Below are 21147 nucleotides of genomic sequence, written 5' to 3'. Positions count from 1 at the left end.
CACGGGATCACTATGCGCATTCTTCACACATCGGACTGGCATCTCGGCCAAAACTTTTACAGCAAAAGCCGCGCCGCCGAGCACAGCGCTTTTCTTGACTGGCTGTTAACCACGGCCGGGCAGCAGCAGGTCGACGCCATCGTGGTCGCCGGCGACATTTTCGATACCGGATCGCCGCCGAGCTACGCCCGCGAGCTCTATAACCGCTTTGTGGTTAATTTGCAGCGCACCGGCTGCCAGTTAATCGTGCTGGCGGGCAACCATGACTCCGTGGCGACCCTGAATGAATCAAAAGAGATCCTCGCTTATCTCAACACCACCGTGGTCGCCAGCGCGGGCGTCGCGCCGTTTCTGCTCTATCGCCGCGACGGTGAACCCGGCGCGGTCTTCTGCCCGGTGCCGTTTCTGCGTCCTCGCGACATTACCGTCAGCCAGGCGGGGATGTCCGGGCAGCAAAAACAGCAGCATCTGCTGGCGGCCATCACCGACTACTATCAGCAGCAGTATCACGCCGCCTGCGACCTGCGCGGCGATAAGCCGTTACCGATTATCGCCAGCGGCCATTTAACCACCGTCGGCGCGAGTAAAAGTGACGCGGTGCGTGATATCTATATCGGCACGCTGGATGCTTTTCCTGCACAGAACTTTCCCCCGGCGGATTACATCGCGCTCGGCCATATCCATCGTGCGCAGAAAATCGGCGGCACGGAGCATATTCGCTACTGCGGCTCGCCGATCCCCCTCAGCTTTGATGAGACCGGAAAAAGTAAAGGTGTCAATCTGGTGACATTCGCCGACGGCAAGCTGGCTGAGGTGACCACGCTTGACGTACCCGCCACTCAGCCGCTGGCGGTGATTAAGGGCGAGTTTGCCGATATCTGCCGTCAGCTTGAGCAGTGGCGCGATGCGCCCGCCACGCCGCCGGTGTGGCTCGATATTGAGATTGTCAGCAGCGATTACCTGGTCGATATGCAGCGCAAAATCCAGCAGGTGACGGAAGATCTGCCGGTCGAAGTGCTGCTGGTGCGCCGCAGCCGCGAACTGCGCGACCGCCTGCTCGCCGGTGAGCTGCGTGAAACATTGAGCGAGTTGAAAGTTGAAGAGGTCTTTGACCGCAGGCTGGCGCAGGAGGAGCTCGACGAGATGCAGAGTGCGCGCTTACATACGCTGTTCAGCGAGACCCGCCAGGCACTGGATGAGGAGAACGACGCATGAAAATCCTCAGTTTACGGCTGAAAAATATCAACTCGCTAAAGGGCGAGTGGAAAATCGACTTTACCGAAGAGCCCTTCGCCAGCAACGGGCTGTTCGCCATTACCGGGGCCACCGGGGCCGGGAAAACCACCCTGCTGGATGCCATCTGCCTCGCCCTCTACCACGAGACGCCGCGCCTCAGCACCCTGTCACAGTCGCAAAACGATCTGATGACGCGCGATACCGCCGAGTGCCTGGCGGAAGTGGAGTTTGAGGTCAAAGGCGTGGCCTATCGCGCCTTCTGGAGCCAGACGCGCGCCCGCGGGCTGGCGGACGGCAATTTACAGGCCCCGCGCGTCGAGCTGGCGCTCTGCGAAACGGGGAAGATCCTCGCCGATAAAGTCAAAGATAAGCTCGATCTCACCGCCTCCCTCACCGGGCTGGATTATGGCCGTTTCACCCGCTCCATGCTGCTCTCGCAGGGGCAGTTTGCCGCATTCCTCAACGCCAAACCGCGCGAGCGCGCCGAACTGCTGGAGGAACTAACCGGCACCGAGATCTACGGGCAGATTTCGGCGATGGTGTTTGAGAAGCATAAAAGCGCCAAAGGCGAGCTGGAACAGCTACGCGCGCAGGCCGAGGGCGTCGTGCTGCTGGACAACGAGCAGCGGGCGCAGCTTGAGCAACGTTTGCAAGTACTGACTGACGAAGAGCAGACACTGCTGAGCGCCCAGCGCAGCGCGCAGACCCAGGCGCAGTGGCTTACCCGCGAAGCGGAACTACAAGCGGCGCGCGGGCGGGCAAAAGCGACGCTGGCACAGGCGCTACAGGCGCGTAATGATGCCAGGCCGCAGCTTGCGGCTCTTGAACTGGCGCAACCGGCGCAGCAGCTTCGCCCGCTGTGGGAACGCCTTGAGGAGCAGCGTAAAACCCTGACGCGTACCCGCACGCAGAGCGAGGAAGTGAATACTCGCTTACAAGCCAGCCTGTTACAGCGCGCACAGATACTCGCCAGCGCCGCGCAGCAGCAAGCATCCCTGCTTGCGTCGCGGCAAACGCTGGAGGCGTGGTTAAACGAGCATGCCCGTTTCCAGCGCTGGCAGAGTGAGTTAACCGGCTGGCGAGCGCTCTTCAGCCAGCTGGCGGAGGAGAAAAAACAGTGGCTCGCGGCGCAGCAGCGGGTGCAGAGCCAGCAGGAGCGCCTGCGCACCCTGCCAATCTCCACCCTTGAGATGAGCCTTGAGGAGACAGCGGCAGCGATGGCGCTCTGCGCGCAAAACCGCCCGCTGCGCCAGCAGCTTACCGCCCTGCACGCCCGCTACGCGCCGCTGCGCAAGCAGTTGAGCCAGCGCCAGCAGAGCCTGCTGGATCTGAAAGCGGAGCAGGAGAAACTGACCGCCGAGCTGGCGCACAAACGCGAGCAGTATAAAGAGAAGAATCAGTTACTGAGCGAGGTGCGCACCATTTGCGAGCTGGAGAGCCGGATTAAGGATCTCGAAAGCGAGCGCGCGCGCCTCCAGCCCGGCCATCCCTGCCCGCTGTGCGGCGCAACGGAGCACCCGGCGGTCGCCCACTATCAGGCTATCGAGCCGGGGGTAAACCAGACGCGTTTTAACGCACTCGATCTCGAAGTGCGCACCATGAAAGAAGCGGGCGTGGCGCTCGGCGAGCGGTTAAAAGGCCTCGCCGAGCGTTACGAGAAAGATGAGCGCGAAGCAAAACTGCTCCTGGACGAGGAGCGCAGCTGGCTTGAGGCGTGGGCAAAAGCCTGCGCCGCGCTGAACGTCACCCTTGAGCCGCAGCGCGATCTCAACAGCTGGCAAAGCGCGCAGGATGCCTACGAGCATCAGCTTTACCTGCTCAATCAGCGCCTGACCCTGCAACAGCAGATCAATGATCTGCGCCAGCAGAGCGAGCAGTATCAGCAGGCGGTTGAGCGCCGCCGCGAAAGCCTTGCCACAACGCTTTCGGCGCTCGACCTGGCACTGCCCGCCGAAGATGACGAAGCGTCATGGCTGGCTGCCCGCTCCGATGAAGCGCAGCAGTGGCAAGAGCATCAGCAGCAACTTACCGCGCTACAGGAACAATTGGCGCAGCTTGCGCCAATCCTTGAGACCCTGCCTGAAGAGGAGATCGCCGTTGGCGAGGCGCGCGTGGCGCTGGAGGGGTGGCGAAAAGTGCACGACGCCTGCCTGGCACTGCAAAGCCAGTGGCAAACCCTGCATCAGCAACTGGCGCAGGTGGCGGAGAGCGAGCGTCAATCTGAGCAGGCGTTTAACGATGCGCTAGCGGCGAGCATTTTTGACGATCGCGACGCCTTCCTGCGCGCCCTGCTTGATGATGGCGAGCATCAACGCCTTGCGCAGCTGCGCCAGACGCTGGAGAGCGATTGCCAGCAGAAACAGGCGCTGGCGGCAAGTGCGGAGCAGGCGCTCACTGACCATCAACAGCAGCGTCCCGCCGGGCTTGCGGCGGATGCCAGCGTGGAGAGCACCGCACCGGCGCTGGAGCAGCTTGCGCGACAGCTGCGTGAGAACACAACCGGCCAGGGCGAAGTGCGCCAGCAGCTCAAACAGGATACGGATAACCGCAAACGCCAGCAGACGGTGCTACAGCAGATTGAGCACGCCAGCGCCCGCTGCGATGACTGGGGCCATCTCAATGCGCTGATTGGCTCCAAAGAGGGGGATAAGTTCCGCAAATTCGCCCAGGGGCTGACGCTGGATAACCTGGTCTGGCTGGCGAATAACCAGCTTACCCGCCTGCACGGGCGCTATTTGCTCAAGCGCAAAGTGAGCGACGCGCTGGAGCTGGAGGTGGTCGATACCTGGCAGGCAGATGCAGTGCGCGATACCCGTACGCTCTCCGGCGGCGAAAGCTTCCTCGTGAGCCTGGCGCTGGCGCTGGCGCTCTCCGATCTGGTGAGCCATAAAACGCGTATCGATTCGCTGTTCCTCGATGAGGGCTTCGGCACGCTGGATAGCGAAACGCTGGACACGGCGCTCGATGCGCTCGATGCGTTAAATGCCACCGGGAAAACTATCGGCGTGATAAGCCACGTTGAGGCGATGAAGGAGCGAATACCGGTACAAATTAAGGTGAAGAAGATAAACGGGCTTGGCTACAGCAAGCTGGATGGGAAGTATGCGGTGTCGTAGGCCGGATAAGGCGTAGCCGCCATCCGGCAATGAGCCTGGTATGTGGCTCGGGTGGAATGGTTCCGTTCACCAGGCGCTGGGGAGTTTCATTAATCTCTTATGCGGTGAACGGGACAAGGGAAGCGGCCGCGCTCCCCTTGTCAATCCCCGCGGCCCCGCGAGGAAATCGGTGCTGCGCACTGCGCTCACCTCTCACGTGCCTGACTGCGGCCGGCTCGACTCGACCTGCTCGCCCCTTCGGGGACTCGCTCCCTGTCTCGGTTCGCCTCTGTCCGCCATCCATGGCGTCCAGACCTTGTCATTCACGCTCCGGTTCGCCGATTTCAGCGGGGGTAAACACCATCGCTGCAAGATGGGGGCTGAATGAAAAATAGCTGTTGCTGGAACCGTGTAGGCCGGATAAGGCGAAGCCGCCATCCGGCAATGTTGCCGCTGATAAAATGCCGGATGGCGCGTAAACGCTTATCCGGCCTACTCCGTTTCAGCGGATCAATGGGCGCATTATTCCCCCTGCGGCCAGAGCCATGCGGCGCCGCGCACGCCGCTGGAATCCCCGTGCAATGCTTTGCGGATTGGCGTTTCACACTCGCCGCCAAAAACCCACTTCTGCATCAACCCGGGCACCGTCTGGTAAAGGCGATCGACATTACTCATCCCGCCGCCCAGCACGATCACATCGGGATCAAGGATATTCACCACATGCGCCAGCGACTTCGCCAGCCGCATCTCATAGCGGCTCAGCGCCAGCTCGGCAACCGCGTCCTGCTCGTTCACCAGGCGAATAATCTCGTTGCCCTTTAGTGCCTGGCCGCTCAGGCGCTGGTAATCCGTGCCAAACCCGGTGCCGGAGATAAAGGTCTCAATGCACCCCTGTTTGCCGCAATAGCAGGGCACTTCATTGCGATAACGCAGCTCATCCTCATCCATCCACGGCAGCGGATTGTGCCCCCACTCGCCCGCCGTACCGTTAGCGCCGATATGGGAGTTGCCGTTGAACGCAATGCCGGAGCCGCAACCAGTGCCGATAATCACCGCAAACACCGTCTGCGCACCCGCTGCCGCGCCGTCGACCGCTTCCGACACCGCCAGGCAGTTGGCATCGTTCGCAAGGCGCACTTCACGATTAAGGCGCTGGCTTAAATCTTTATCAAAGGGTTTACCGTTGAGCCACGTGGAGTTGGCGTTCTTCACCACCCCGGTATAGGGCGAGATAGAGCCCGGAATGCCCATGCCCACCGTGCCGCGCTGGCCGGTCTCTTTTTCCGTTAAGGCGACCAGCGAAGCGATAAGCTCAATGGTCTGCTGATAGTCGCGCGGCGTCGGCTGCCGATGGCGGAACAGCGTCTCACCGCTCTCATCCAGCGCAATAATTTCTGTCTTTGTACCACCCAAATCGATACCGATACGCACATCAAACTCCTCGTAGTGGACCACGCATTAGCAATGCAAGCGCGGCGACAATTCGCTATTATGCCCGCTGCATTTAACGACAAGGCCGTGGAAAAAATCATGCTGTGGTTCAAAAATTTAATGGTATACCGTCTCAGCCGCGATGTGGCGCTCCGTGCGGAAGAGATGGAAAAACAGCTCGCCCCGCTCTCGTTTACGCCATGCGGTAGTCAGGATATGGCGAAAACCGGTTGGGTTCCACCGATGGGCTCACACAGCGAAGCGCTGACCCACACCAACAACGGCCAGATTATTATCTGCGCGCGCAAAGAAGAGAAAATCCTGCCGACGCCGGTAGTGAAACAGGCGCTGGAAGCGAAAATCGCCCGCCTCGAAGCCGAGCAGGCGCGCAAACTGAAAAAAACCGAAAAAGATGCGCTGAAAGATGAAGTGCTGCACTCGCTGCTGCCGCGCGCCTTCAGCCGCTACAGCCAGACGATGATGTGGATCGACACCGTCAACGGCCTGATTATGGTCGACTGCGCCAGTGCGAAAAAAGCGGAGGATACGCTGGCGCTGCTGCGTAAAAGCCTCGGCTCTCTCCCGGTCGTACCGCTGACGATGGAAAACCCGATTGAGCTGACGCTGACCGAGTGGGTACGCTCCGGCACCGTCGCTCAAGGGTTCCAGTTGCTGGACGAAGCCGAGCTGAAAGCAATGCTGGAAGATGGCGGCGTGATCCGCGCGAAAAAGCAGGATCTGGTGAGCGACGAAATCGCCGTGCACATTGAAGCGGGCAAAGTGGTGACCAAGCTGGCCCTCGACTGGCAGCAGCGCATCCAGTTTATGATCTGTGATGATGGCTCGGTAAAACGCCTGAAGTTCAGCGATGAGCTGCGCGATCAGAATGAAGATATCGATCGGGAAGATTATGCCCAGCGGTTCGATGCCGATTTTATTCTGATGACCGGCGAGCTGGCGGCACTGATTCAAAATCTGGTGGAAGGCCTGGGCGGCGAAGCCCAGCGCTAACGCTTTTAGCGACTCACTTTCACAGGCCCGGTCAGCGCAGCGCTACCGGGCTTTTTTGTCGCCGGACGGCGCAAGCGTTACAGATAACGGCAGAGATAGGCACTCGGCTCGGCGACCTGCAGATGGAATTCGCTGTGGCCCGGGACATTGAACACTTCGCCGGCGGCGTGCCTTTTCCATTCGGTTTCGCCTGGCAACAGCACATTCAGCGCGCCGCTGACCACCGTCATCTCTTCCGGCTGCGCGGTGGAGAAGGTGTACTCCCCTTCCATCATCACGCCGACGCTGGCGCGGCCGGTGCTGCTGCTGGTAAACCCAATGGACTTCACTTTACCGGAAAAGTATTCATTACTTTGAAGCATAAACAGGCCCTTATAGAGAAATGACTGGAAAACCACTATAGAGGCCGGGCTTAAGTGATGTCACGCGAAATTGCGCCGTTCTGCGGCTACACCAGCAGTTCTGAGGCGAGGCGCGCCACCAGCACATTGGAGAGTAAAACTGGCACATCCAGCGCTTTTTGCAGCAGATCGCGATGCAGTTGGTGGAAGCCAAGGCAGTCGAGCATCAGCACATCGGCACCGCGTTCCAGCAGCGCTTTTCCGGCGTCAATCAGCTCCGTCTCGCTCGCCTGGTAGGGGTGGCAGAGTTCATACAGCGGCTCTTTTTCCAGCACCTGCCACTTCTTCTTCTGCGGTGCCATCAGTTCAGGCACCGGCACAATCACGCCGACCTGGTGACCATCAACAATCGAGGCGACCAGCGGGGGAATAATACGCTGCGGTTCAATCAGGATGGCGTTTCGCGCGTTTAAGCCGCGGATATCGGCGGTACTCATCAGCAGGATAACGTCATAGGTCCCCTGGTTATCGAGCACTTCGATCACGCTTTGCAGGTCGCGCTCCACCTTCTGGCGCGAAACCATGCCGAGGCTGTCATCGCTCAGCCGCGTCGGGATGGCGGTCTCGCCGGGGTCAACGCAGTAATCGATACGAACTTGTGCCGGGTCCATCTTCCCCAGCAGGCTGACATGGGTGATTTGATCTTCTGAAACATGCTCTGCCAGAAGCGGCAGGATCTCTTTTACCGGCACCACACCTATGGTGAGGATCGCCAACGTCGCACTCATCTTTGCTTTCCGCCTTTCAAAACTGCTTTTAGTTATGTTCTCTGCACAACAACCGACGGAGGATGGAACACCGCCGCCGTGTAAAGAGAATGTGCCACTCCTGTGTTCTAATAAATTCCAGTAACAATGAATATAAACAGTGACTGGCATTAAGCCAGTCAAAAAATGTGATGCAAGCGACTTTCTGAAAGGTTCAGGAAATCATGCTGGCGGGATCGCCGGATTAGCTTTTATCGGGATCCTCGTAACGCTTTTTCGCATCCAGCGCTTCCTGCTCCGAAGGGTGTTCGCTGATCAAAGAGTCCGGTTTCGGATGATCCGCGCGCAGTTCATACCAGGTGACAGTTGCGTCGCTGGGTCCCTTCTCAACAGCTACAACACGGGCTTCACGCGGATAGGGCGGTTTAGTCGGCATAGCTTATTCTCCTTTTGCAGTTAGAGAGATAAGTATAGTCAAACGTTTCGCTAACTGGCGCGCGCCAGGCGCAAAGCCGCCTCAATTTCTGCCACCACCGCCAGCGGCGGCTGCGCGGCATCGACCACGAAGTGCGCGGCATCGCGATAGAGCGCATCGCGGGTGGCGAGCACTTCGCTCACCTCTTCGCTGATCGGCTTGCCGGTCAGCGTCGGGCGTAGCCCCTCTTGCGGAAAGGCTTCCAGCCGCCCTGCCAGCACATCGACCGGCGCGCAGAGGTAAATCACGCGCCCGTGTTCGCGCATAAAACGGCGGTTATAGTCGCTGAGAATAATGCCGCCGCCGGTGGCGACGACCAGAGCGGGTTCGGTCACGGCTTCCAGCGCCGCCGTTTCACGGGCGCGAAAACCGGCCCACCCCTCCTGCTCTACGATTTGCGCAACGGTCTGTTGCGCCTCTTCCTGCAACCAGCTATCGGTATCGATAAACTGGAAGCCCTGTGACAGCGCCAGCGCCCGGCCAACAGTGGTTTTACCGCAGCCGCGTGCGCCGATGAGAAAGATGGGTAGCGTCATGAGCAGGTTGTTCCTCCAGGCCCCCGGTTGGGGGACAACAATAAGATGGCGATGATAGCACTAAACCAACGGCGCGCGCTGCGTAAGATTAACGTTACACACTCTCAACTTTGCGTAACAGAACGTTCTGGCGCAGCCTTTGTGCCTGTAAAGTTTCTGTGGCATCACCTGTAGCGGCAACCTTACTGGAAGTGATAAAAACTGACAAGCCCGGTTACGGCGTCTGGCGGCGCTGGCGCTCAAGCAGCCACTTATCGAGCTGCGCGGCGAACTGCTGGCGATCGCGCTGCGAGAGGGAGTCCGGGCCGCCGGTCTGGATGCCGCTGGCGCGCAACGTATCCATAAAATCGCGCATGGTCAGCCGCTCGCGGATGGTTGCTTCCGTGTAGCGCTCGCCGCGCGGGTTGAGCGCTGCCGCCCCTTTTGCGATGACTTCCGCCGCCAGCGGAATATCGGCAGTGATCACCAGATCATCCGGCGCGCAGAGGCGCACAATTTCGTTATCGGCAACGTCAAAGCCTGCCGGCACCCTGAGCGCGCGGATCACCTTAGAGGGCGGCACGCGAAGATTCTGGTTAGCGACCAGCGTTAACGGCGTCTGCGTCCGCTCCGCGGCGCGAAATAAAATCTCTTTAATCACATTCGGACAGGCGTCCGCATCAACCCATATCGCCATGGTGACTCCTTTTTGTTTCGGCGCATTGTCCCTTTAATTGCCCGCCGGGGAAAGCAGAGATCCTTTCGCCCTCGCCGGAAAAGCGCGTTAAGCTATGAATCACATGCAATAACAAGCAGAGAGGGACGTGATGGAAAAGAAAATCGGTTTTATCGGCTGCGGTAACATGGGTAAGGCGATTCTCGGCGGGTTGATCGCCAGCGGCGAGGTGAAACCGGGGCAGATTTGGGTTTACACGCCAACGCCTGATAAGGTCGCCGCCCTTCAACAGGAGTATGGCATCAACGCCGCGCAGAGCGCGCAGGAAGTCGCGCAGATCGCCGATATTGTCTTTGGTGCCGTGAAGCCGAACATCATGGTGAAAGTCCTCAGCGATATCGCCTCCAGCCTGAATAAAGAGACGCTGGTGGTCTCCATCGCGGCGGGCGTAACGCTCGATCAGCTGGCGCGCGCGCTGGGCCACGACCGCAAAATTATCCGCGTGATGCCGAACACCCCTGCGCTGGTTAACGCCGGGATGACCTCTATCACGCCCAATGCGCTGGTCACCTCTGAAGACACCGCCGATGTGCTGACTATTTTCCGCTGCTTTGGCGAAGCGGAAGTGATTGCCGAAGGGATGATCCACCCGGTAGTGGGCGTCAGCGGTTCGGCTCCGGCGTATGTGTTTATGTTTATCGAAGCGATGGCCGATGCTGCCGTGCTGGGCGGCATGCCGCGCGCGCAGGCCTATAAATTTGCGGCGCAGGCGGTGATGGGCTCGGCGAAGATGGTGCTGGAAACGGGCAAACACCCTGCCGAATTGAAAGATATGGTCTGCTCGCCGGGCGGCACCACCATCGAAGCGGTGAAAGTGCTGGAAGATAAAGGCTTTCGCGCTGCGGTGATGGACGCGATGGCCGCATGTATGGCGAAGTCGGAAAAACTGAGCGCGTAAAAAGTAGCGCCACGGCGATTAAACCGTGGCGTGAACGTTACGAGAGGAGTTCGCTGGCCGCTCGCATGGTCAGCGGCTCCTGCATTTTCAGCACCAGCTCCGCCGTGGCGGTGTTCTCACCGCAGCTCAGCACCGCTTTCAGCATCCCTTCCTGGCCGTAGAGCACGGCAAAGCGTTTATTCTCAAACGAGCCCAGCATCTTCATGCTGTCCCATTCGCGGGCATAGCCGAGGTACTCAAAGCGCGTCCCGAAGTGGGTAGTCCAGAAAAAGGGCACCCGATCGAAGGGCTGTGATTCCCCGAGCATATTCAGCGCTGCGATGCGCCCCTGCTGCTGCGCAACGCGCCAGTGCTCAATACGTCGTCGCCCTTCCGGTGCCGGATAGGTGGCGATATCGCCCACCGCCCAGATATCGGGCGCGGCGCGCAGATACTCATCCACCGTCAGGCTGCCATCCTCTGCGTGGGGCAGATCGCCCACTAGATCGGTCGACGGCTCCACGCCGGTAGCAAAGACCACCACATGCGCCGGAATGGTACGACCATCTTTCAGCGCCACGCGCTGCACGTGCTTATCGCCCTGCAACTCCGCTGGCTCGCCGGTAACAAACTTGACGCCATTCTGCTTATGCAGCTGCATAAAGTGGCGGCCAATCTCTTCGCCGAACTGCGGCACAAACGGCAACGCGTGGCGCGAAAGGACGGTGACATCGACATCCTGGTTACGCAGCGCCGCCGCCAGCTCCATGGCGATAAAGCTGTTACCAACGATCACCAGTTGCTGCTCATCCTCCACTTCACTGAGCAGCGTCTGCGCCTGGTGAATATCACGTAGCACATGCACGCCCGCCAGCTGATTGCCGCTAATCTCCGGCCAGACGGGGTGTCCACCGGTCGCCAGCAGCAGTTTGTCGAAGGTAATTTCGCGCCCGTCGGCGAGGGTTAACTGATGTGCTTCGGCATCAAGCTTTGTCACTTCTTGATCAATGTTTTCCACCCCCGGCTGGGCATAAAACGCTTTATCCAGCAGCTGCGGCACTTCGCTGATCTTCATCTTGCCTGACGGCACAAACTTGCTCAGCGCCGTGCGGTCATAGGGCGCTTCGCTCTCTTTATCAATCAGCATCAGATGGCCGTTAAACCCGGCGTCACGCAGCGTCACCGCCGCCGAGCTACCGGCCGCGCCGGTCCCGAGGATCACTATCGTTTGCGGCCCGTCGCCGCGAATGGTGTTGTGATTGGTCGGCGAGAGCGGGCGCGGATTAACAAGCACGCGGTTCTGCTCAATATGCACCGGATACTGCTTCAGGTTTTGCAGCGCCAGCGGCTCGCACCACTCGCCGTTAGTGATATCAAAGTTAGCTTTATGCCACGGGCAGACCAGCCGCCCGTCGCACACCGCGCCCTGCTCAAGCGGCGCACCGGCATGGGGGCAGCGGCTCTGGAACGCGCGCACCTGGGTTAAGGTGCGGATGAGGATAAGCGAGGTGCCATCGACATCGAATTTCACCGGCTGGTTTTCCGGCAGATCGTTCAGGTCGGTAACATATTGATAATTCATGACTCTTGCTCCCGTATTGGTGTGGCAAAACGGGCGTAACGTCTGGCGACGTACACTCGCAAAGGAAAAAAACACAACACAGCTCACAAATTAAGCCTGGCAGAGATTAAGCGGGGAGCAACACAGCGGCAGAAAGGCGTTGAGTATGCGGGCGCGATGTACGCCCGCGCGGGAAGGATTACGCCGCTTTTTTCAGGCAGGCGCTCATAAATTTACTGCGGTCATCGCCTTTCAGGGATTGTTGCGTCGCCTGGGCGTTACATTCGCGCATCCGCTGCTGCTGAGGCGTCAGGCTCTTTTGCCCCGGCTCAGTTTTGGTGTTCTTCAGGCAGTCGCTCATGTAGCTCTTACGCGCATCGCCGCCAAGGTTCTGCGCCTTAGCCTGCTGGTTGCAGAGCGTCATACGTTGTTGTTGCGGGGTCAGTGTTTTCTCGGCGGCGCTTAACGCCGTCATAAACAGCACACCGAAGATAAGAGTAACGAGGAGTGTAATTTTCATAGCGCCATCCTTCTGTCAATGAACCCTTTAAGGATGGTCCTAATTGGCGAAAAAACCACCCGGCAGCAAAGATTTACCGCCGGGCAGCACTTACTTGAGGCTCAGCGCCGCTTTCATGGTGTAGAAGAGATCGGTCTGATCCGTCAGCCCCACCACGTTCGCCGCATGCGGGCCGTACGCCGCAATGCGCACCTGCGTGCCGGTATGCTCCATCGACTCCTCTTCCGAGTTGCCGTAGGTCATCGCCATTACTGCGCCATCTTTGGTGGTCAGCGCCTGGCTCAGCCCCGGTGCTTTAGTATCTGCCGGAATGATCTGGCTGGCATGGGCGTGGTCTGCGGTGACGATCACCAGCGTATTGCCATCTTTACGCGCAAACTCCAGCGCTTTCTGTACCGCTTCGTCGAGATCGACGGTTTCGCCAATCTGGCCGCACGGGTTCGCCGCGTGATCCTGTTTATCAATCGATGCCCCTTCCACTTGCAGGAAGAAACCCTTCTCATTTTTGCTCAGCAGTTCAATCGCTTTTTCCGTCATCGCCGCCAGCGTCGGCACGCTGTCGGTGCGTTTCGGGTTTGGCGTACAGGTCACGGCAGGCTTATCCAGGTTGCCATGCAGGGAGGCTTTCGGCCCTTCCCAGCGCACCGGCATATTGCCGTCGGCGAAGAGACCGAGCAGCGGTTTATCCTGATTGGCTGTACTGATTGCCGCAAGCGACGCGGCATCACTCACCAGCTGGTAACCGCGCGCCTGCGCCTGCTCGCGCAGGGTTTTGCCCTGCCACTCACCGGCGGTGGCGGTTTCACTGAAGGTTTTTGCCCCGCCGCCGAGCGTCACGTCCGGGCGTGCATTCAGCAGCTGTTCGGTAATCGATCCTTTACCGCCCTTCTCCAGCGCGTTAAGCGCACACTTCTCGCTAGTCACCGTCGGGCCGTAGCAGCGGCGGGAGATAACATGGGAGATCAGCGCAGCAGGCGTCGCGTCCTGCAATTCAGCGGTCGAGACGTCGCCCGTCGCCAGACCGGCGGCTTTTGCCATCTCAAGGATGGTCATATGATCTTTGTCGTGGATATCGACGCCCAGCGCACCGTTATAGGTTTTTACGCCGGTGCTCCACGCCGTCGCCGAGGCGGCGGAGTCGGTGACGTAATCGGGCTTACCGCTTTTTTTGTCCAGCGAGTAGTGGGTGTATTGCCCGGTCAGCGGCAGCGCATCGATACCCTTAAAGAAACCGCCCGCCCCTTCGGCATAATTTCGCGCGGCAGTAATTTCGGAATCGCCCATGCCGTCGCCAATCAGCAGAATAATATTTTTGGCTGGCTTGTCATTCAGGGAATCACGCAGGGCGGCAGTCTGGTCGCCCGTCAAACGGCGCGCACCGCCGGGTGCGGAAATATCGCCCTGAGCCGCCCGGCTTTCAAGAACCGGCGCTACAGATGATTCTGCATAAATAGCAGGCGAGGAAAGCAGGGATAATAGTGCAAGATATAACGCGCTCTGTTTCACTTAATATTCTCCATGTACAAATACTTAAAGAAAATAAAACAGAGCGACTATAGGCAGCCCAGATGACAGTGAGATGACAAATGTTACATGCTAACGCGGGCTCAACTGCGAGGGTGCCTTAAAAGCTTTTTTACGTATTGTTGCAGCAGCTCAGAGTCTCTGGACAAGGGCTGATCGCCAGGCAGAGCCTCTGCCAGCGCGCCTTCAACGCTTAAAATGAGCGACTGTTGTTCGGCGGCTGCCATCTGGCGCAGCAGCGCGGTGACGACAATTTCCAGCGCTTCAACCTGGGCGACCAGCTCCTTCGACTCCTCTTCCTTCTCCGCAAGCTTGACCAATAACTCAGCAATGAGATTTTTCATGGCGCTATTTCCTTTTGAGATGTTGCATGAAGTTAGCACTCGATTTAGTAGTTGCAAAGGAGATGCATCTATTATTTTTGCGCCTTAATTCACACCATTAGTAAGGTCATTAGGGAAATAAGCCATGACAGGTTGCTAAATATATAAAGAAAAAGAATGCGCAGGCCGGAGATCTATTTCCGGCCTGCGTTTAGCGCGGTTGCCGCACGCGGCGAAATGCGCGTGCCAGCTGTATCAGGTTAATCAGCACCACCACCGCCGTGGCGGCGAAGACCCAGCGAAAGCCGGCCATCGCCGAGACCGAGGCGCCCATCAGCGGGCCAGCAACGTTACCGAGGTACATAAAAGATTGGTTGTAACCAAAGATGCGCCCGGTGACCTGCTCGCTGGAGTACTTCAGCAGCAGTGTCTGCACGGCGGGAAGCATCGCGCCATCGGCAAAGCCGAGCAGAAAGCGTAGGATGCCAAGCTGCAATGGCGAGGTGACAAACGACATGGCGAAGAAGAGCACAATCGCGCAGGCGAGCGTCGCCAGCAGAATGCGCGAGGTGCCGATGCGATCGCCCAGTTTGCCAAGCCTTGGCGCCGAGAGCAGCGCCGACACGCCGGGAACCGCGGCGATAAGCCCGCTGAGAAAGGCGATATTGGCGGTATCGGGCGACAGTGACTGGACAAACAGCGCGAGGATCGGGCCAATCGAGCCGTTACAGAGCTGAATCACCATGGTGGTGACAAAGAGGCTGATCACTAGCGCCGGATAGGGCAGCGTCGAGAAGACCGCCTTGCCGCTGAGGCGCTCGCCCTTCTTCACCTTCGGCCTGCCCCCCTCTTTAATCAGGAACAGCGTCACCAGGAAGCTCACCATCAGCAGCATCGCGGTGATGATAAACACCGTGCGCAGGCCTAAGTGGTCAGCGAGAAAACCGCCCATCAGCGGGCCGCCGATCACGCCGCTAATCTGCGCCGTGGAGAGAGTGCTGAGCGCCCAGCCGCTGCGCTCGCGCGGCACCTGCGAGGCGACCAGCGCCATGGCGTTAGGAATATAACCGGAGGTCAGTCCCATTACGCCGCGCAGCAGAAGCAGCTGCCAGACGTTGGTGGCGAAAGCCTGCAACAGAATGGCGATCGCCATGCCGAGCGAAGCGCGCAGCAGCATCAGTTTGCGACCTTTGCGGTCCGCCAGGCTGCCCCACATGGGCGAGACAATTGCCGAGACGAGGAAAGTGATGCTGAAGGTTAGCCCTGACCACATCGACAGCGCCTCGTGCGAGGTCACCCCCAGTTGCGCCACGTAGAGCGGCAGAAACGGCAAAATCTGGCTGATAGCAAGCCCGGTAAAAAAGCAGCCGAACCACACCGAGATAAGATTGACCTTCCAGGATTCCATAAATACGCGTAATCACTCAGGTTTTAAAAAAACGGCACATAGGGTAGCAAGAATGCGCCAGCGATAAGTTACCAGATATGCGCTTAGCCGCACTTTGGCGTTTTATCCCTTAACCACCGCCGAATAACGGCGGTGCAGGAAGGAAAACCGCAAATGCTAAGCGCGATATGCTTAGCGACAGAGACCGTAGCCGCGCATGCCGAGATGGAAATGGTCCGCGTGCGCGGCGTTATACTCCGGCCCGAGTCCGTTACCGTAATAACCGCAGCTGGCGCTGAGCATCACGCGCAGCCAGGGCTGAGTGCGCGTCTGCCGCCAGCCGCGCAGAACGGAAACCTGCTCGCCATTCGCCAGCCGGAAAGCGCTGATATCGAGCGCTTCCGCGCTGGCATGTTCGCTGCGCCGCGCATCAGCGCGGTTGTAGATATTGCGGCAGGCGTAGCTGCCGACATGGTCGATGCGCGTTAAGGCGCTGCCCATCATCGTTTCGCTTAATGGCCGCGCCTGCTGCTCGACAAACAGCGCCGAGCTGAGCGCCAGCGGGCAACTCGCCAGAAAGCTGCTGCTCAGCTTGACGGCCCCGAAATCTTTTACCCGCACTACGTTGGTTAACGGGCAGTCGCCGCCGCTGTCCGCCACCGCGACGGAGGAGATAAGCCGCTGCTGATTCGCCTGCTTCAGCAGCGCGGCGCAAGCTTCAGGCGTTAAGCGCCGCAGTTTGAACTGGGTGATGCGCCCCGGCGGATCGCTCAGCTGAAGCGGGGCAAAAGGGTTATACCAGGCGGGCAGCGCGCGGTAGCCCGCATAGACGCCGCCGATAAGAATAGCGATTACGATCAGGCTCTTCCCGCTCACCTCTCCTCCTCTTTTTTTCTCCAGACATTATGGCAGAAGGCCGCGAATCGTGCGTTTTGACGTGATATCGTATGGGTTTTCTCATCAGTGTGAGTGATTGTTGAAATGGCAAAACTGCGGGTAGGGGTCGTCTTCGGCGGCAAATCGGCGGAGCATGAAGTGTCGTTACAGTCGGCGAAGAACATTGTCGATGCGATGGATAAATCGCGCTTTGAAGTAGTGCTGCTGGGTATTGATAAATCAGGGCAGTGGCATATTAGCGATGCGCAGAACTATCTGCAAAACGCCAGCGATCCGGCGCGTATCGCGCTGAATCCGTCGGACAACAGCGTCGCGCTAGTGCCGGGCGTCGCCGAACAACAACTGATTGCGGCGGATAACCGCTCGCCGCTGCCGAATGTTGATGTCATTTTCCCGATTGTTCACGGCACGCTCGGCGAAGATGGCTCTTTGCAAGGGATGCTGCGCCTCGCCAACCTGCCGTTTGTCGGCTCCGACGTGCTTGCTTCCGCAGCCTGCATGGATAAAGACGTCACCAAGCGCCTGCTGCGCGATGCCGGTCTGTCCATCGCGCCGTTTATCACCCTTACACGCGCCAACCGCGACAGCTTCAGCTTTAGCGACATGACCGCGCAGCTCGGCCTGCCGCTGTTTGTTAAACCTGCCAACCAGGGCTCATCCGTCGGCGTCAGCAAAGTGACTAACGAAGCGCAGTATGTTGACGCGCTGCGTCTGGCCTTTGCTTTCGACAAAAAAGTGGTGGTGGAGAAAGGGATCGTCGGGCGCGAGATCGAGTGCGCGGTGCTGGGCAATGATGAGCCGCAGGCCAGCACCTGCGGTGAAATTGTGCTGAACAGCGAGTTCTACGCTTACGACACCAAATACATTGACGATCAGGGCGCGCAGGTGGTGGTGCCGGCGGCCATCGATCCGGAAACCAACGAGAAGATCCGCGCGATCGCCATTGAGGCGTATAAGACGCTGGGCTGCGAAGGGATGGCGCGGGTGGATGTGTTCCTGACGCCGGAGAACAACGTGGTGATCAATGAGATCAACACCCTGCCCGGCTTCACCAATATCAGCATGTACCCGAAACTGTGGCAGGCGAGCGGCATCAGCTATAGCGCGCTGATCGCTCGCCTGATTGAGCTGGCGCTGGAGCGCCACCAGCAAAGCAGCGCGCTGAAGATCTCCATGAACGACTAAGCGTTACTCGGTACTTTCCGTCGCCTCATCTTGCACGGGGCGGCGGATAATCAGCCCCGACAGCCAGAACCCGATAAGCCAGGTCACCAGCCCGACGGCATAGGTTTGCCACCCTTTCGCTTCAAATCCCAGCAGCCCGACCACGCCATTGAGAATAAAGATCAGGCCGATCGCAAACGCATAGTAGTGCCAGTCACGGCGAATTTTCTCAGGCAGCTTCATGACAACTCCAGCAGGTAAAGGGCGCATCATCGCACAGCGCGCGGGTTGAGAGTGTGTGCTGTGCGGTAATTCCGAAATGTTACTGAAATAATTAATACGTTACAAAAATGTGATGACTCACAAAAAACGCTTCCCTGGGATCCTTCCCGGTCCGAAATTATCACCATTCTGATGTTGACAATGCGGGACTGGTGCCAAACTAACCAGGAGTTACGGCTCTGAGCCTATCTTCCCTGAGCGTTTAAAAGTAACGAGTACCGGAGGTCTTATGGCTGATTTTACCCTATCCAAACCCTTTAATAAGGGCGCGAAAAAACGAGACACCTCCAGACCGGGTAATATTGCTTACGCCGTCTTCGTACTGCTCTGCTTCTGGGCAGGCGCGCAGTTGCTTAATCTGCTGGTGCACGCGCCTGGCGTGTTTGAACACCTGATGCAGACGCAGGACGTCTCCCGTCCCCACGTTGAAATGGGCATGGGCGTAGGCACGATTTTCGGTCTTGTGCCGTTTATCGCCGGCAGCGCGTTTCTGGGCGTGATCTTCCTCGTCCTGCGCTGGCGTAGCCACAATCTGCGCTAATTGCGCGCCATGCAAGCGGCCCGACGATCGTCAACGCGTTTCGCAAACCACGCCGTGGTTAAGTTACGCGTGATTTTCGGGCTCTCTAACTGAATCCCCGGTAGCATCTCGCGCGGCAGCGCTTTTCCGCTGCGTTTGTCCGCCAAGCGATAAATCTCCCGATAGAGCTTCGTCTCTTCAAACTCCTGGCTGTCGCCACGCTCAAGCTGGCGGCGAATATCCCGATCGCTCATCGCAAGCTGCGCGCCCAGCGTCTGCACCGCGCGTTCGGTGGTGCCCGCTTCACGGCTGCCATAGAGAATCAAATCACCATCCAGCGCCAGCTTAATGCCCGTCACTTTACTCACCGCGTTCTGGAACGCTGCGTTACGGCTGGCGTAGAAACCGGCGTTGTAATCGGCGAAGCGGTAGATCGGCGCGCTGTAGCTGGCCGGGTAGTTGAGCAGATGATAGGTGCCAAACCACAATCCGCCCCGGCGGCTGAAGACCTCCTGGCGCACAGTGCCGGACATCTCCCACGGGTAGCCGTCGGTGTGCTGCTCGGAAAACGAGACGCTCACCTGCATCGGCCCGCCGGTGTGCACCGGGTTATAAGAGCCGAACAGCGTCTGCCCCATCGGCACCATATTGATCATGTCATCGAAGATCGCGCTCAGCTCGCGCTCGGTGCGCACCTTATCGAGCCGCTCGCTGTAGCTTTTACCGTTAGGCGACGGGATTTTCAGCGCCGTGTGCACCAGCAACGCAGGGATATGCAGCTGCCCGGCGCGCTTGTCGATCTCTTTCCAGGCGATCTTATTGAGCCCCGGCACCACCGGATCGGACTGGTAGTTGGACTCCTGCTGCGCCACCGCTAATACGGAGCAGATATTCTCCAGCGTCGGCGGCAGCTTCTGGCTTTTAAAAGTGGTCGCCAGATCTTCAGCCCAGCCGTCGCGATCTTTTACGCTTGCGGGAATGGTGTTACGCACCACGCTTGCGACATCCAGCGCCTTCGCCTTTTTAGGCTCCTTCGCGGCCTCTTTATCAGAGAGCGAGCCCTGCGAACTACATCCGGCGACAATCAGCGCCGCCAGCAACCAGCTAAAACGGGGTACGTAAGACATAACCTTCCTTTGTTAATGGCCGTGAGAGGCGACAGGAACGAACTCCTGATTATCGACCTCACGCTCAAAGCTGCGCAAACGTTTATAGATAGACATCAGCTCCACCAGCGTCGTCCACGAGGTGATCAAATACTGGAACGAGCTGCGCACCTGTTCAAAGACGTTGGTGATCTGCTGCATCAACCCGAAGGTAATCGCCCCAGCCGCAAGCGTCGGGAAGAGCATAACCAGGCCAAACACGGCGTCAACCTGGAGATAGAGAATGCGCACGACGTTAAAATAGGTGTAGTGGAAATAGAGCCGAAAGTAGTTACGACGCACGGCGCTAAACAGCTCCACCACCGTATGCGGCCGCGCTCGTTCGGCATCATCTTCACCATAGACCAGCTCTTTGCGGTACGCCGCTTCGACGCGCTGATTTTTAAATTGCAGGCCGGGCAGCTTGATGCCCACCACGCCGAGCACCAGCGTACCGAACAGCGCCCAGCCGATGGCGGCAAACACCAGTCCGTAAGGAACATGCCCGATAATCGGCAGTTCCGGCACGTGGGGCGAGAGCGCAATCAGCACCGGAAGAAAAGCAAAGAGCGTCATAATCGCATTGATAAAACTGGTGCCCATATCCTCCAGCGTGCTGGCAAAGCGCATGGTATCCTCCTGCACACGCTGCGCGGCACCCTCGATATGGCGCAGCTGCTGCCAGTGCGCCATATAGTATTCGTTCATCGCCGTGCGCCAGCGGAAAACATAGTGGCTGACGAAGAAGTTATTCAGCACCGCCACCGTCACACCGATCAGCGCGATGCCCAAAAAGACGCCGCTGCCGCTGTAAAACTTCTCCAGCGGCACGGTATTGGGCGCGGTAAGCGCCTTTTGGATCAGGTCAAAAAAGGGCTGATACCAGGCGTTGATGGCGACACTCACCTCCACCTGAAACCAGGTAACAAAGATAATCAGCGCGGTGCCGAGAATCGACCACCGCTGCCAGCGATGGGGCGAGTAGATATACCAGAAAGCGGCGAAGAGGCCGACGCAGAGCGCGTAGTAGGCGTAGAAGAGCAGAAAGTTGGGGCTCCAGAAGCGCGCGGCGCTGATTGGCACCTCGCTTGATATGCCGGTCAGGTGTAACAACCAGCGCTCGCCGCCTGCCAGCCAGAAAACAATGGCGAGAAGCGTCCAGATAAACGCCGAGGCAAAAAAGGGCGTCGGCCGGGGGAAAAAGGATCGAAACATGGTGCTCTCCTGGGTCTTTCTTATTCTTTACGACATATGCTGTGTCATGCTCGCGGCCAGCGACAAAAAAGCGCCGCAGGTGCGGCGCTGGCTCGTTTAATCAGACCTCAGGTTAACCGTTTAGT

The 21147-nt window shown here is 58.7% G+C and carries 21 protein-coding genes; 6 read left to right on the top strand and 15 right to left on the bottom strand.

Annotated features, from left to right (window positions below; all coding sequences use genetic code 11):
• The first annotated feature begins 12 nt into the window (after positions 1–12).
• Together sbcD and sbcC are read left to right on the top strand one after the other, a co-directional pair.
• Positions 13–1215 (top strand): exonuclease subunit SbcD, encoded by a 1203-nt coding sequence (gene sbcD / locus ACWPW2_RS03810; protein ID WP_454121682.1) that lies wholly within the window; start codon positions 13–15, stop codon positions 1213–1215.
• Entirely contained in the window at positions 1212–4352 is a 3141-nt protein-coding gene (gene sbcC / locus ACWPW2_RS03805; protein WP_454121681.1) for an exonuclease subunit SbcC, read from the top strand. Before sbcD ends, sbcC begins: the two co-directional genes overlap by 4 nt.
• A gap of 501 nt (positions 4353–4853) precedes the next feature.
• On the opposite strand, the gene mak is transcribed toward sbcC, so the two are convergent.
• A complete protein-coding gene (mak, locus tag ACWPW2_RS03800) occupies positions 4854–5762 on the bottom strand; it encodes a fructokinase (protein ID WP_454123576.1) in 909 nt (302 codons plus the stop codon).
• Between the two features lie 99 nt (positions 5763–5861).
• On the opposite strand from mak, the gene rdgC reads away from it, so the two are divergent.
• Positions 5862–6773 carry a recombination-associated protein RdgC gene (gene rdgC, locus ACWPW2_RS03795; protein ID WP_023478948.1) on the top strand — a complete coding sequence of 304 codons (912 nt, stop codon included), beginning with the start codon at positions 5862–5864 and terminating at the stop codon, positions 6771–6773.
• 77 nt (positions 6774–6850) lie between these two features.
• On the opposite strand, the gene ppnP is transcribed toward rdgC, so the two are convergent.
• From ppnP to ACWPW2_RS03770, 5 genes are all read right to left on the bottom strand, one after another.
• Positions 6851–7135, bottom strand: a complete 285-nt coding sequence (gene ppnP, locus ACWPW2_RS03790; protein WP_023478933.1) for a pyrimidine/purine nucleoside phosphorylase — start codon at positions 7133–7135, stop codon at positions 6851–6853.
• An 86-nt stretch (positions 7136–7221) separates the two neighbouring features.
• Positions 7222–7902 (bottom strand): AroM family protein, encoded by a 681-nt coding sequence (locus ACWPW2_RS03785; RefSeq protein WP_124969503.1) that lies wholly within the window; start codon positions 7900–7902, stop codon positions 7222–7224.
• Positions 7903–8125: 223 nt separating this feature from the next.
• Positions 8126–8317 (bottom strand): protein YaiA, encoded by a 192-nt coding sequence (gene yaiA / locus ACWPW2_RS03780; RefSeq protein ID WP_034812321.1) that lies wholly within the window; start codon positions 8315–8317, stop codon positions 8126–8128.
• A gap of 50 nt (positions 8318–8367) precedes the next feature.
• Positions 8368–8892 carry a shikimate kinase AroL gene (gene aroL / locus ACWPW2_RS03775; RefSeq protein ID WP_034812317.1) on the bottom strand — a complete coding sequence of 175 codons (525 nt, stop codon included), beginning with the start codon at positions 8890–8892 and terminating at the stop codon, positions 8368–8370.
• A 214-nt stretch (positions 8893–9106) separates the two neighbouring features.
• On the bottom strand, positions 9107–9568 hold the full coding sequence (locus tag ACWPW2_RS03770; RefSeq protein WP_023478951.1) for a YaiI/YqxD family protein: 462 nt from the start codon (positions 9566–9568) through the stop codon (positions 9107–9109).
• 130 nt (positions 9569–9698) lie between these two features.
• On the opposite strand from ACWPW2_RS03770, the gene proC reads away from it, so the two are divergent.
• Positions 9699–10505, top strand: a complete 807-nt coding sequence (gene proC / locus ACWPW2_RS03765) for a pyrroline-5-carboxylate reductase (protein ID WP_042712193.1) — start codon at positions 9699–9701, stop codon at positions 10503–10505.
• A gap of 37 nt (positions 10506–10542) precedes the next feature.
• On the opposite strand, the gene ACWPW2_RS03760 is transcribed toward proC, so the two are convergent.
• From ACWPW2_RS03760 to ACWPW2_RS03735, 6 genes are all read right to left on the bottom strand, one after another.
• Positions 10543–12066: an FAD-dependent oxidoreductase gene (locus tag ACWPW2_RS03760; protein ID WP_454121680.1), complete on the bottom strand. Its 1524-nt coding sequence runs from the start codon at positions 12064–12066 to the stop codon at positions 10543–10545.
• A gap of 178 nt (positions 12067–12244) precedes the next feature.
• Positions 12245–12565, bottom strand: a complete 321-nt coding sequence (gene psiF, locus ACWPW2_RS03755; RefSeq protein ID WP_023478946.1) for a phosphate starvation-inducible protein PsiF — start codon at positions 12563–12565, stop codon at positions 12245–12247.
• Between the two features lie 90 nt (positions 12566–12655).
• A complete protein-coding gene (phoA, locus tag ACWPW2_RS03750; RefSeq protein WP_454121679.1) occupies positions 12656–14071 on the bottom strand; it encodes an alkaline phosphatase in 1416 nt (471 codons plus the stop codon).
• A 101-nt stretch (positions 14072–14172) separates the two neighbouring features.
• A complete protein-coding gene (gene iraP, locus ACWPW2_RS03745) occupies positions 14173–14433 on the bottom strand; it encodes an anti-adapter protein IraP (protein ID WP_454121678.1) in 261 nt (86 codons plus the stop codon).
• A gap of 190 nt (positions 14434–14623) precedes the next feature.
• Positions 14624–15820: a multidrug efflux MFS transporter gene (locus ACWPW2_RS03740; RefSeq protein WP_023478935.1), complete on the bottom strand. Its 1197-nt coding sequence runs from the start codon at positions 15818–15820 to the stop codon at positions 14624–14626.
• A 171-nt stretch (positions 15821–15991) separates the two neighbouring features.
• A complete protein-coding gene (locus tag ACWPW2_RS03735) occupies positions 15992–16675 on the bottom strand; it encodes an extensin-like domain-containing protein (protein WP_454121677.1) in 684 nt (227 codons plus the stop codon).
• Between the two features lie 105 nt (positions 16676–16780).
• On the opposite strand from ACWPW2_RS03735, the gene ddlA reads away from it, so the two are divergent.
• Positions 16781–17881 carry a D-alanine--D-alanine ligase gene (ddlA, locus tag ACWPW2_RS03730; protein ID WP_454121676.1) on the top strand — a complete coding sequence of 367 codons (1101 nt, stop codon included), beginning with the start codon at positions 16781–16783 and terminating at the stop codon, positions 17879–17881.
• Between the two features lie 3 nt (positions 17882–17884).
• Here ddlA and ACWPW2_RS03725 read toward each other — a convergent pair whose 3' ends face one another.
• Positions 17885–18103 (bottom strand): DUF2754 family protein, encoded by a 219-nt coding sequence (locus ACWPW2_RS03725; protein WP_454121675.1) that lies wholly within the window; start codon positions 18101–18103, stop codon positions 17885–17887.
• 268 nt (positions 18104–18371) lie between these two features.
• Here ACWPW2_RS03725 and ACWPW2_RS03720 point away from each other — a divergent pair, with 268 nt between their 5' ends.
• A complete protein-coding gene (locus ACWPW2_RS03720; protein WP_034812308.1) occupies positions 18372–18683 on the top strand; it encodes a DUF2755 family protein in 312 nt (103 codons plus the stop codon).
• On the opposite strand, the gene ACWPW2_RS03715 is transcribed toward ACWPW2_RS03720, so the two are convergent.
• Together ACWPW2_RS03715 and sbmA are read right to left on the bottom strand one after the other, a co-directional pair.
• Positions 18680–19789: a DUF1615 domain-containing protein gene (locus tag ACWPW2_RS03715; protein WP_312122779.1), complete on the bottom strand. Its 1110-nt coding sequence runs from the start codon at positions 19787–19789 to the stop codon at positions 18680–18682. The two genes, ACWPW2_RS03720 and ACWPW2_RS03715, sit on opposite strands and share 4 nt — an antisense overlap.
• A gap of 12 nt (positions 19790–19801) precedes the next feature.
• Positions 19802–21022 carry a peptide antibiotic transporter SbmA gene (gene sbmA / locus ACWPW2_RS03710; protein WP_312122781.1) on the bottom strand — a complete coding sequence of 407 codons (1221 nt, stop codon included), beginning with the start codon at positions 21020–21022 and terminating at the stop codon, positions 19802–19804.
• Positions 21023–21147 lie beyond the last annotated feature (125 nt).

The sequence above is a fragment of the Kosakonia sp. Marseille-Q7440 genome, from assembly GCF_965119485.1.
The sequence above is the reverse complement of the archived record's forward strand: the minus strand, read 5'-3'. Positions and strand labels throughout refer to the sequence as shown.

Excerpts from the sequence above, each read along its gene's own strand:
- sbcD (WP_454121682.1), top strand. The coding sequence starts at position 13 with ATGCGCATTCTTCACACATCGGACTGGCATCTCGGCCAAAACTTTTAC.
- sbcC (WP_454121681.1), top strand. The coding sequence starts at position 1,212 with ATGAAAATCCTCAGTTTACGGCTGAAAAATATCAACTCGCTAAAGGGC.
- rdgC (WP_023478948.1), top strand. The coding sequence starts at position 5,862 with ATGCTGTGGTTCAAAAATTTAATGGTATACCGTCTCAGCCGCGATGTG.
- ppnP (WP_023478933.1), bottom strand. The coding sequence starts at position 7,135 with ATGCTTCAAAGTAATGAATACTTTTCCGGTAAAGTGAAGTCCATTGGG.
- ACWPW2_RS03785 (WP_124969503.1), bottom strand. The coding sequence starts at position 7,902 with ATGAGTGCGACGTTGGCGATCCTCACCATAGGTGTGGTGCCGGTAAAA.
- yaiA (WP_034812321.1), bottom strand. The coding sequence starts at position 8,317 with ATGCCGACTAAACCGCCCTATCCGCGTGAAGCCCGTGTTGTAGCTGTT.
- aroL (WP_034812317.1), bottom strand. The coding sequence starts at position 8,892 with ATGACGCTACCCATCTTTCTCATCGGCGCACGCGGCTGCGGTAAAACC.
- ACWPW2_RS03770 (WP_023478951.1), bottom strand. The coding sequence starts at position 9,568 with ATGGCGATATGGGTTGATGCGGACGCCTGTCCGAATGTGATTAAAGAG.
- proC (WP_042712193.1), top strand. The coding sequence starts at position 9,699 with ATGGAAAAGAAAATCGGTTTTATCGGCTGCGGTAACATGGGTAAGGCG.
- ACWPW2_RS03760 (WP_454121680.1), bottom strand. The coding sequence starts at position 12,066 with ATGAATTATCAATATGTTACCGACCTGAACGATCTGCCGGAAAACCAG.
- psiF (WP_023478946.1), bottom strand. The coding sequence starts at position 12,565 with ATGAAAATTACACTCCTCGTTACTCTTATCTTCGGTGTGCTGTTTATG.
- iraP (WP_454121678.1), bottom strand. The coding sequence starts at position 14,433 with ATGAAAAATCTCATTGCTGAGTTATTGGTCAAGCTTGCGGAGAAGGAA.
- ACWPW2_RS03740 (WP_023478935.1), bottom strand. The coding sequence starts at position 15,820 with ATGGAATCCTGGAAGGTCAATCTTATCTCGGTGTGGTTCGGCTGCTTT.
- ddlA (WP_454121676.1), top strand. The coding sequence starts at position 16,781 with ATGGCAAAACTGCGGGTAGGGGTCGTCTTCGGCGGCAAATCGGCGGAG.
- ACWPW2_RS03725 (WP_454121675.1), bottom strand. The coding sequence starts at position 18,103 with ATGAAGCTGCCTGAGAAAATTCGCCGTGACTGGCACTACTATGCGTTT.
- ACWPW2_RS03720 (WP_034812308.1), top strand. The coding sequence starts at position 18,372 with ATGGCTGATTTTACCCTATCCAAACCCTTTAATAAGGGCGCGAAAAAA.
- ACWPW2_RS03715 (WP_312122779.1), bottom strand. The coding sequence starts at position 19,789 with ATGTCTTACGTACCCCGTTTTAGCTGGTTGCTGGCGGCGCTGATTGTC.
- sbmA (WP_312122781.1), bottom strand. The coding sequence starts at position 21,022 with ATGTTTCGATCCTTTTTCCCCCGGCCGACGCCCTTTTTTGCCTCGGCG.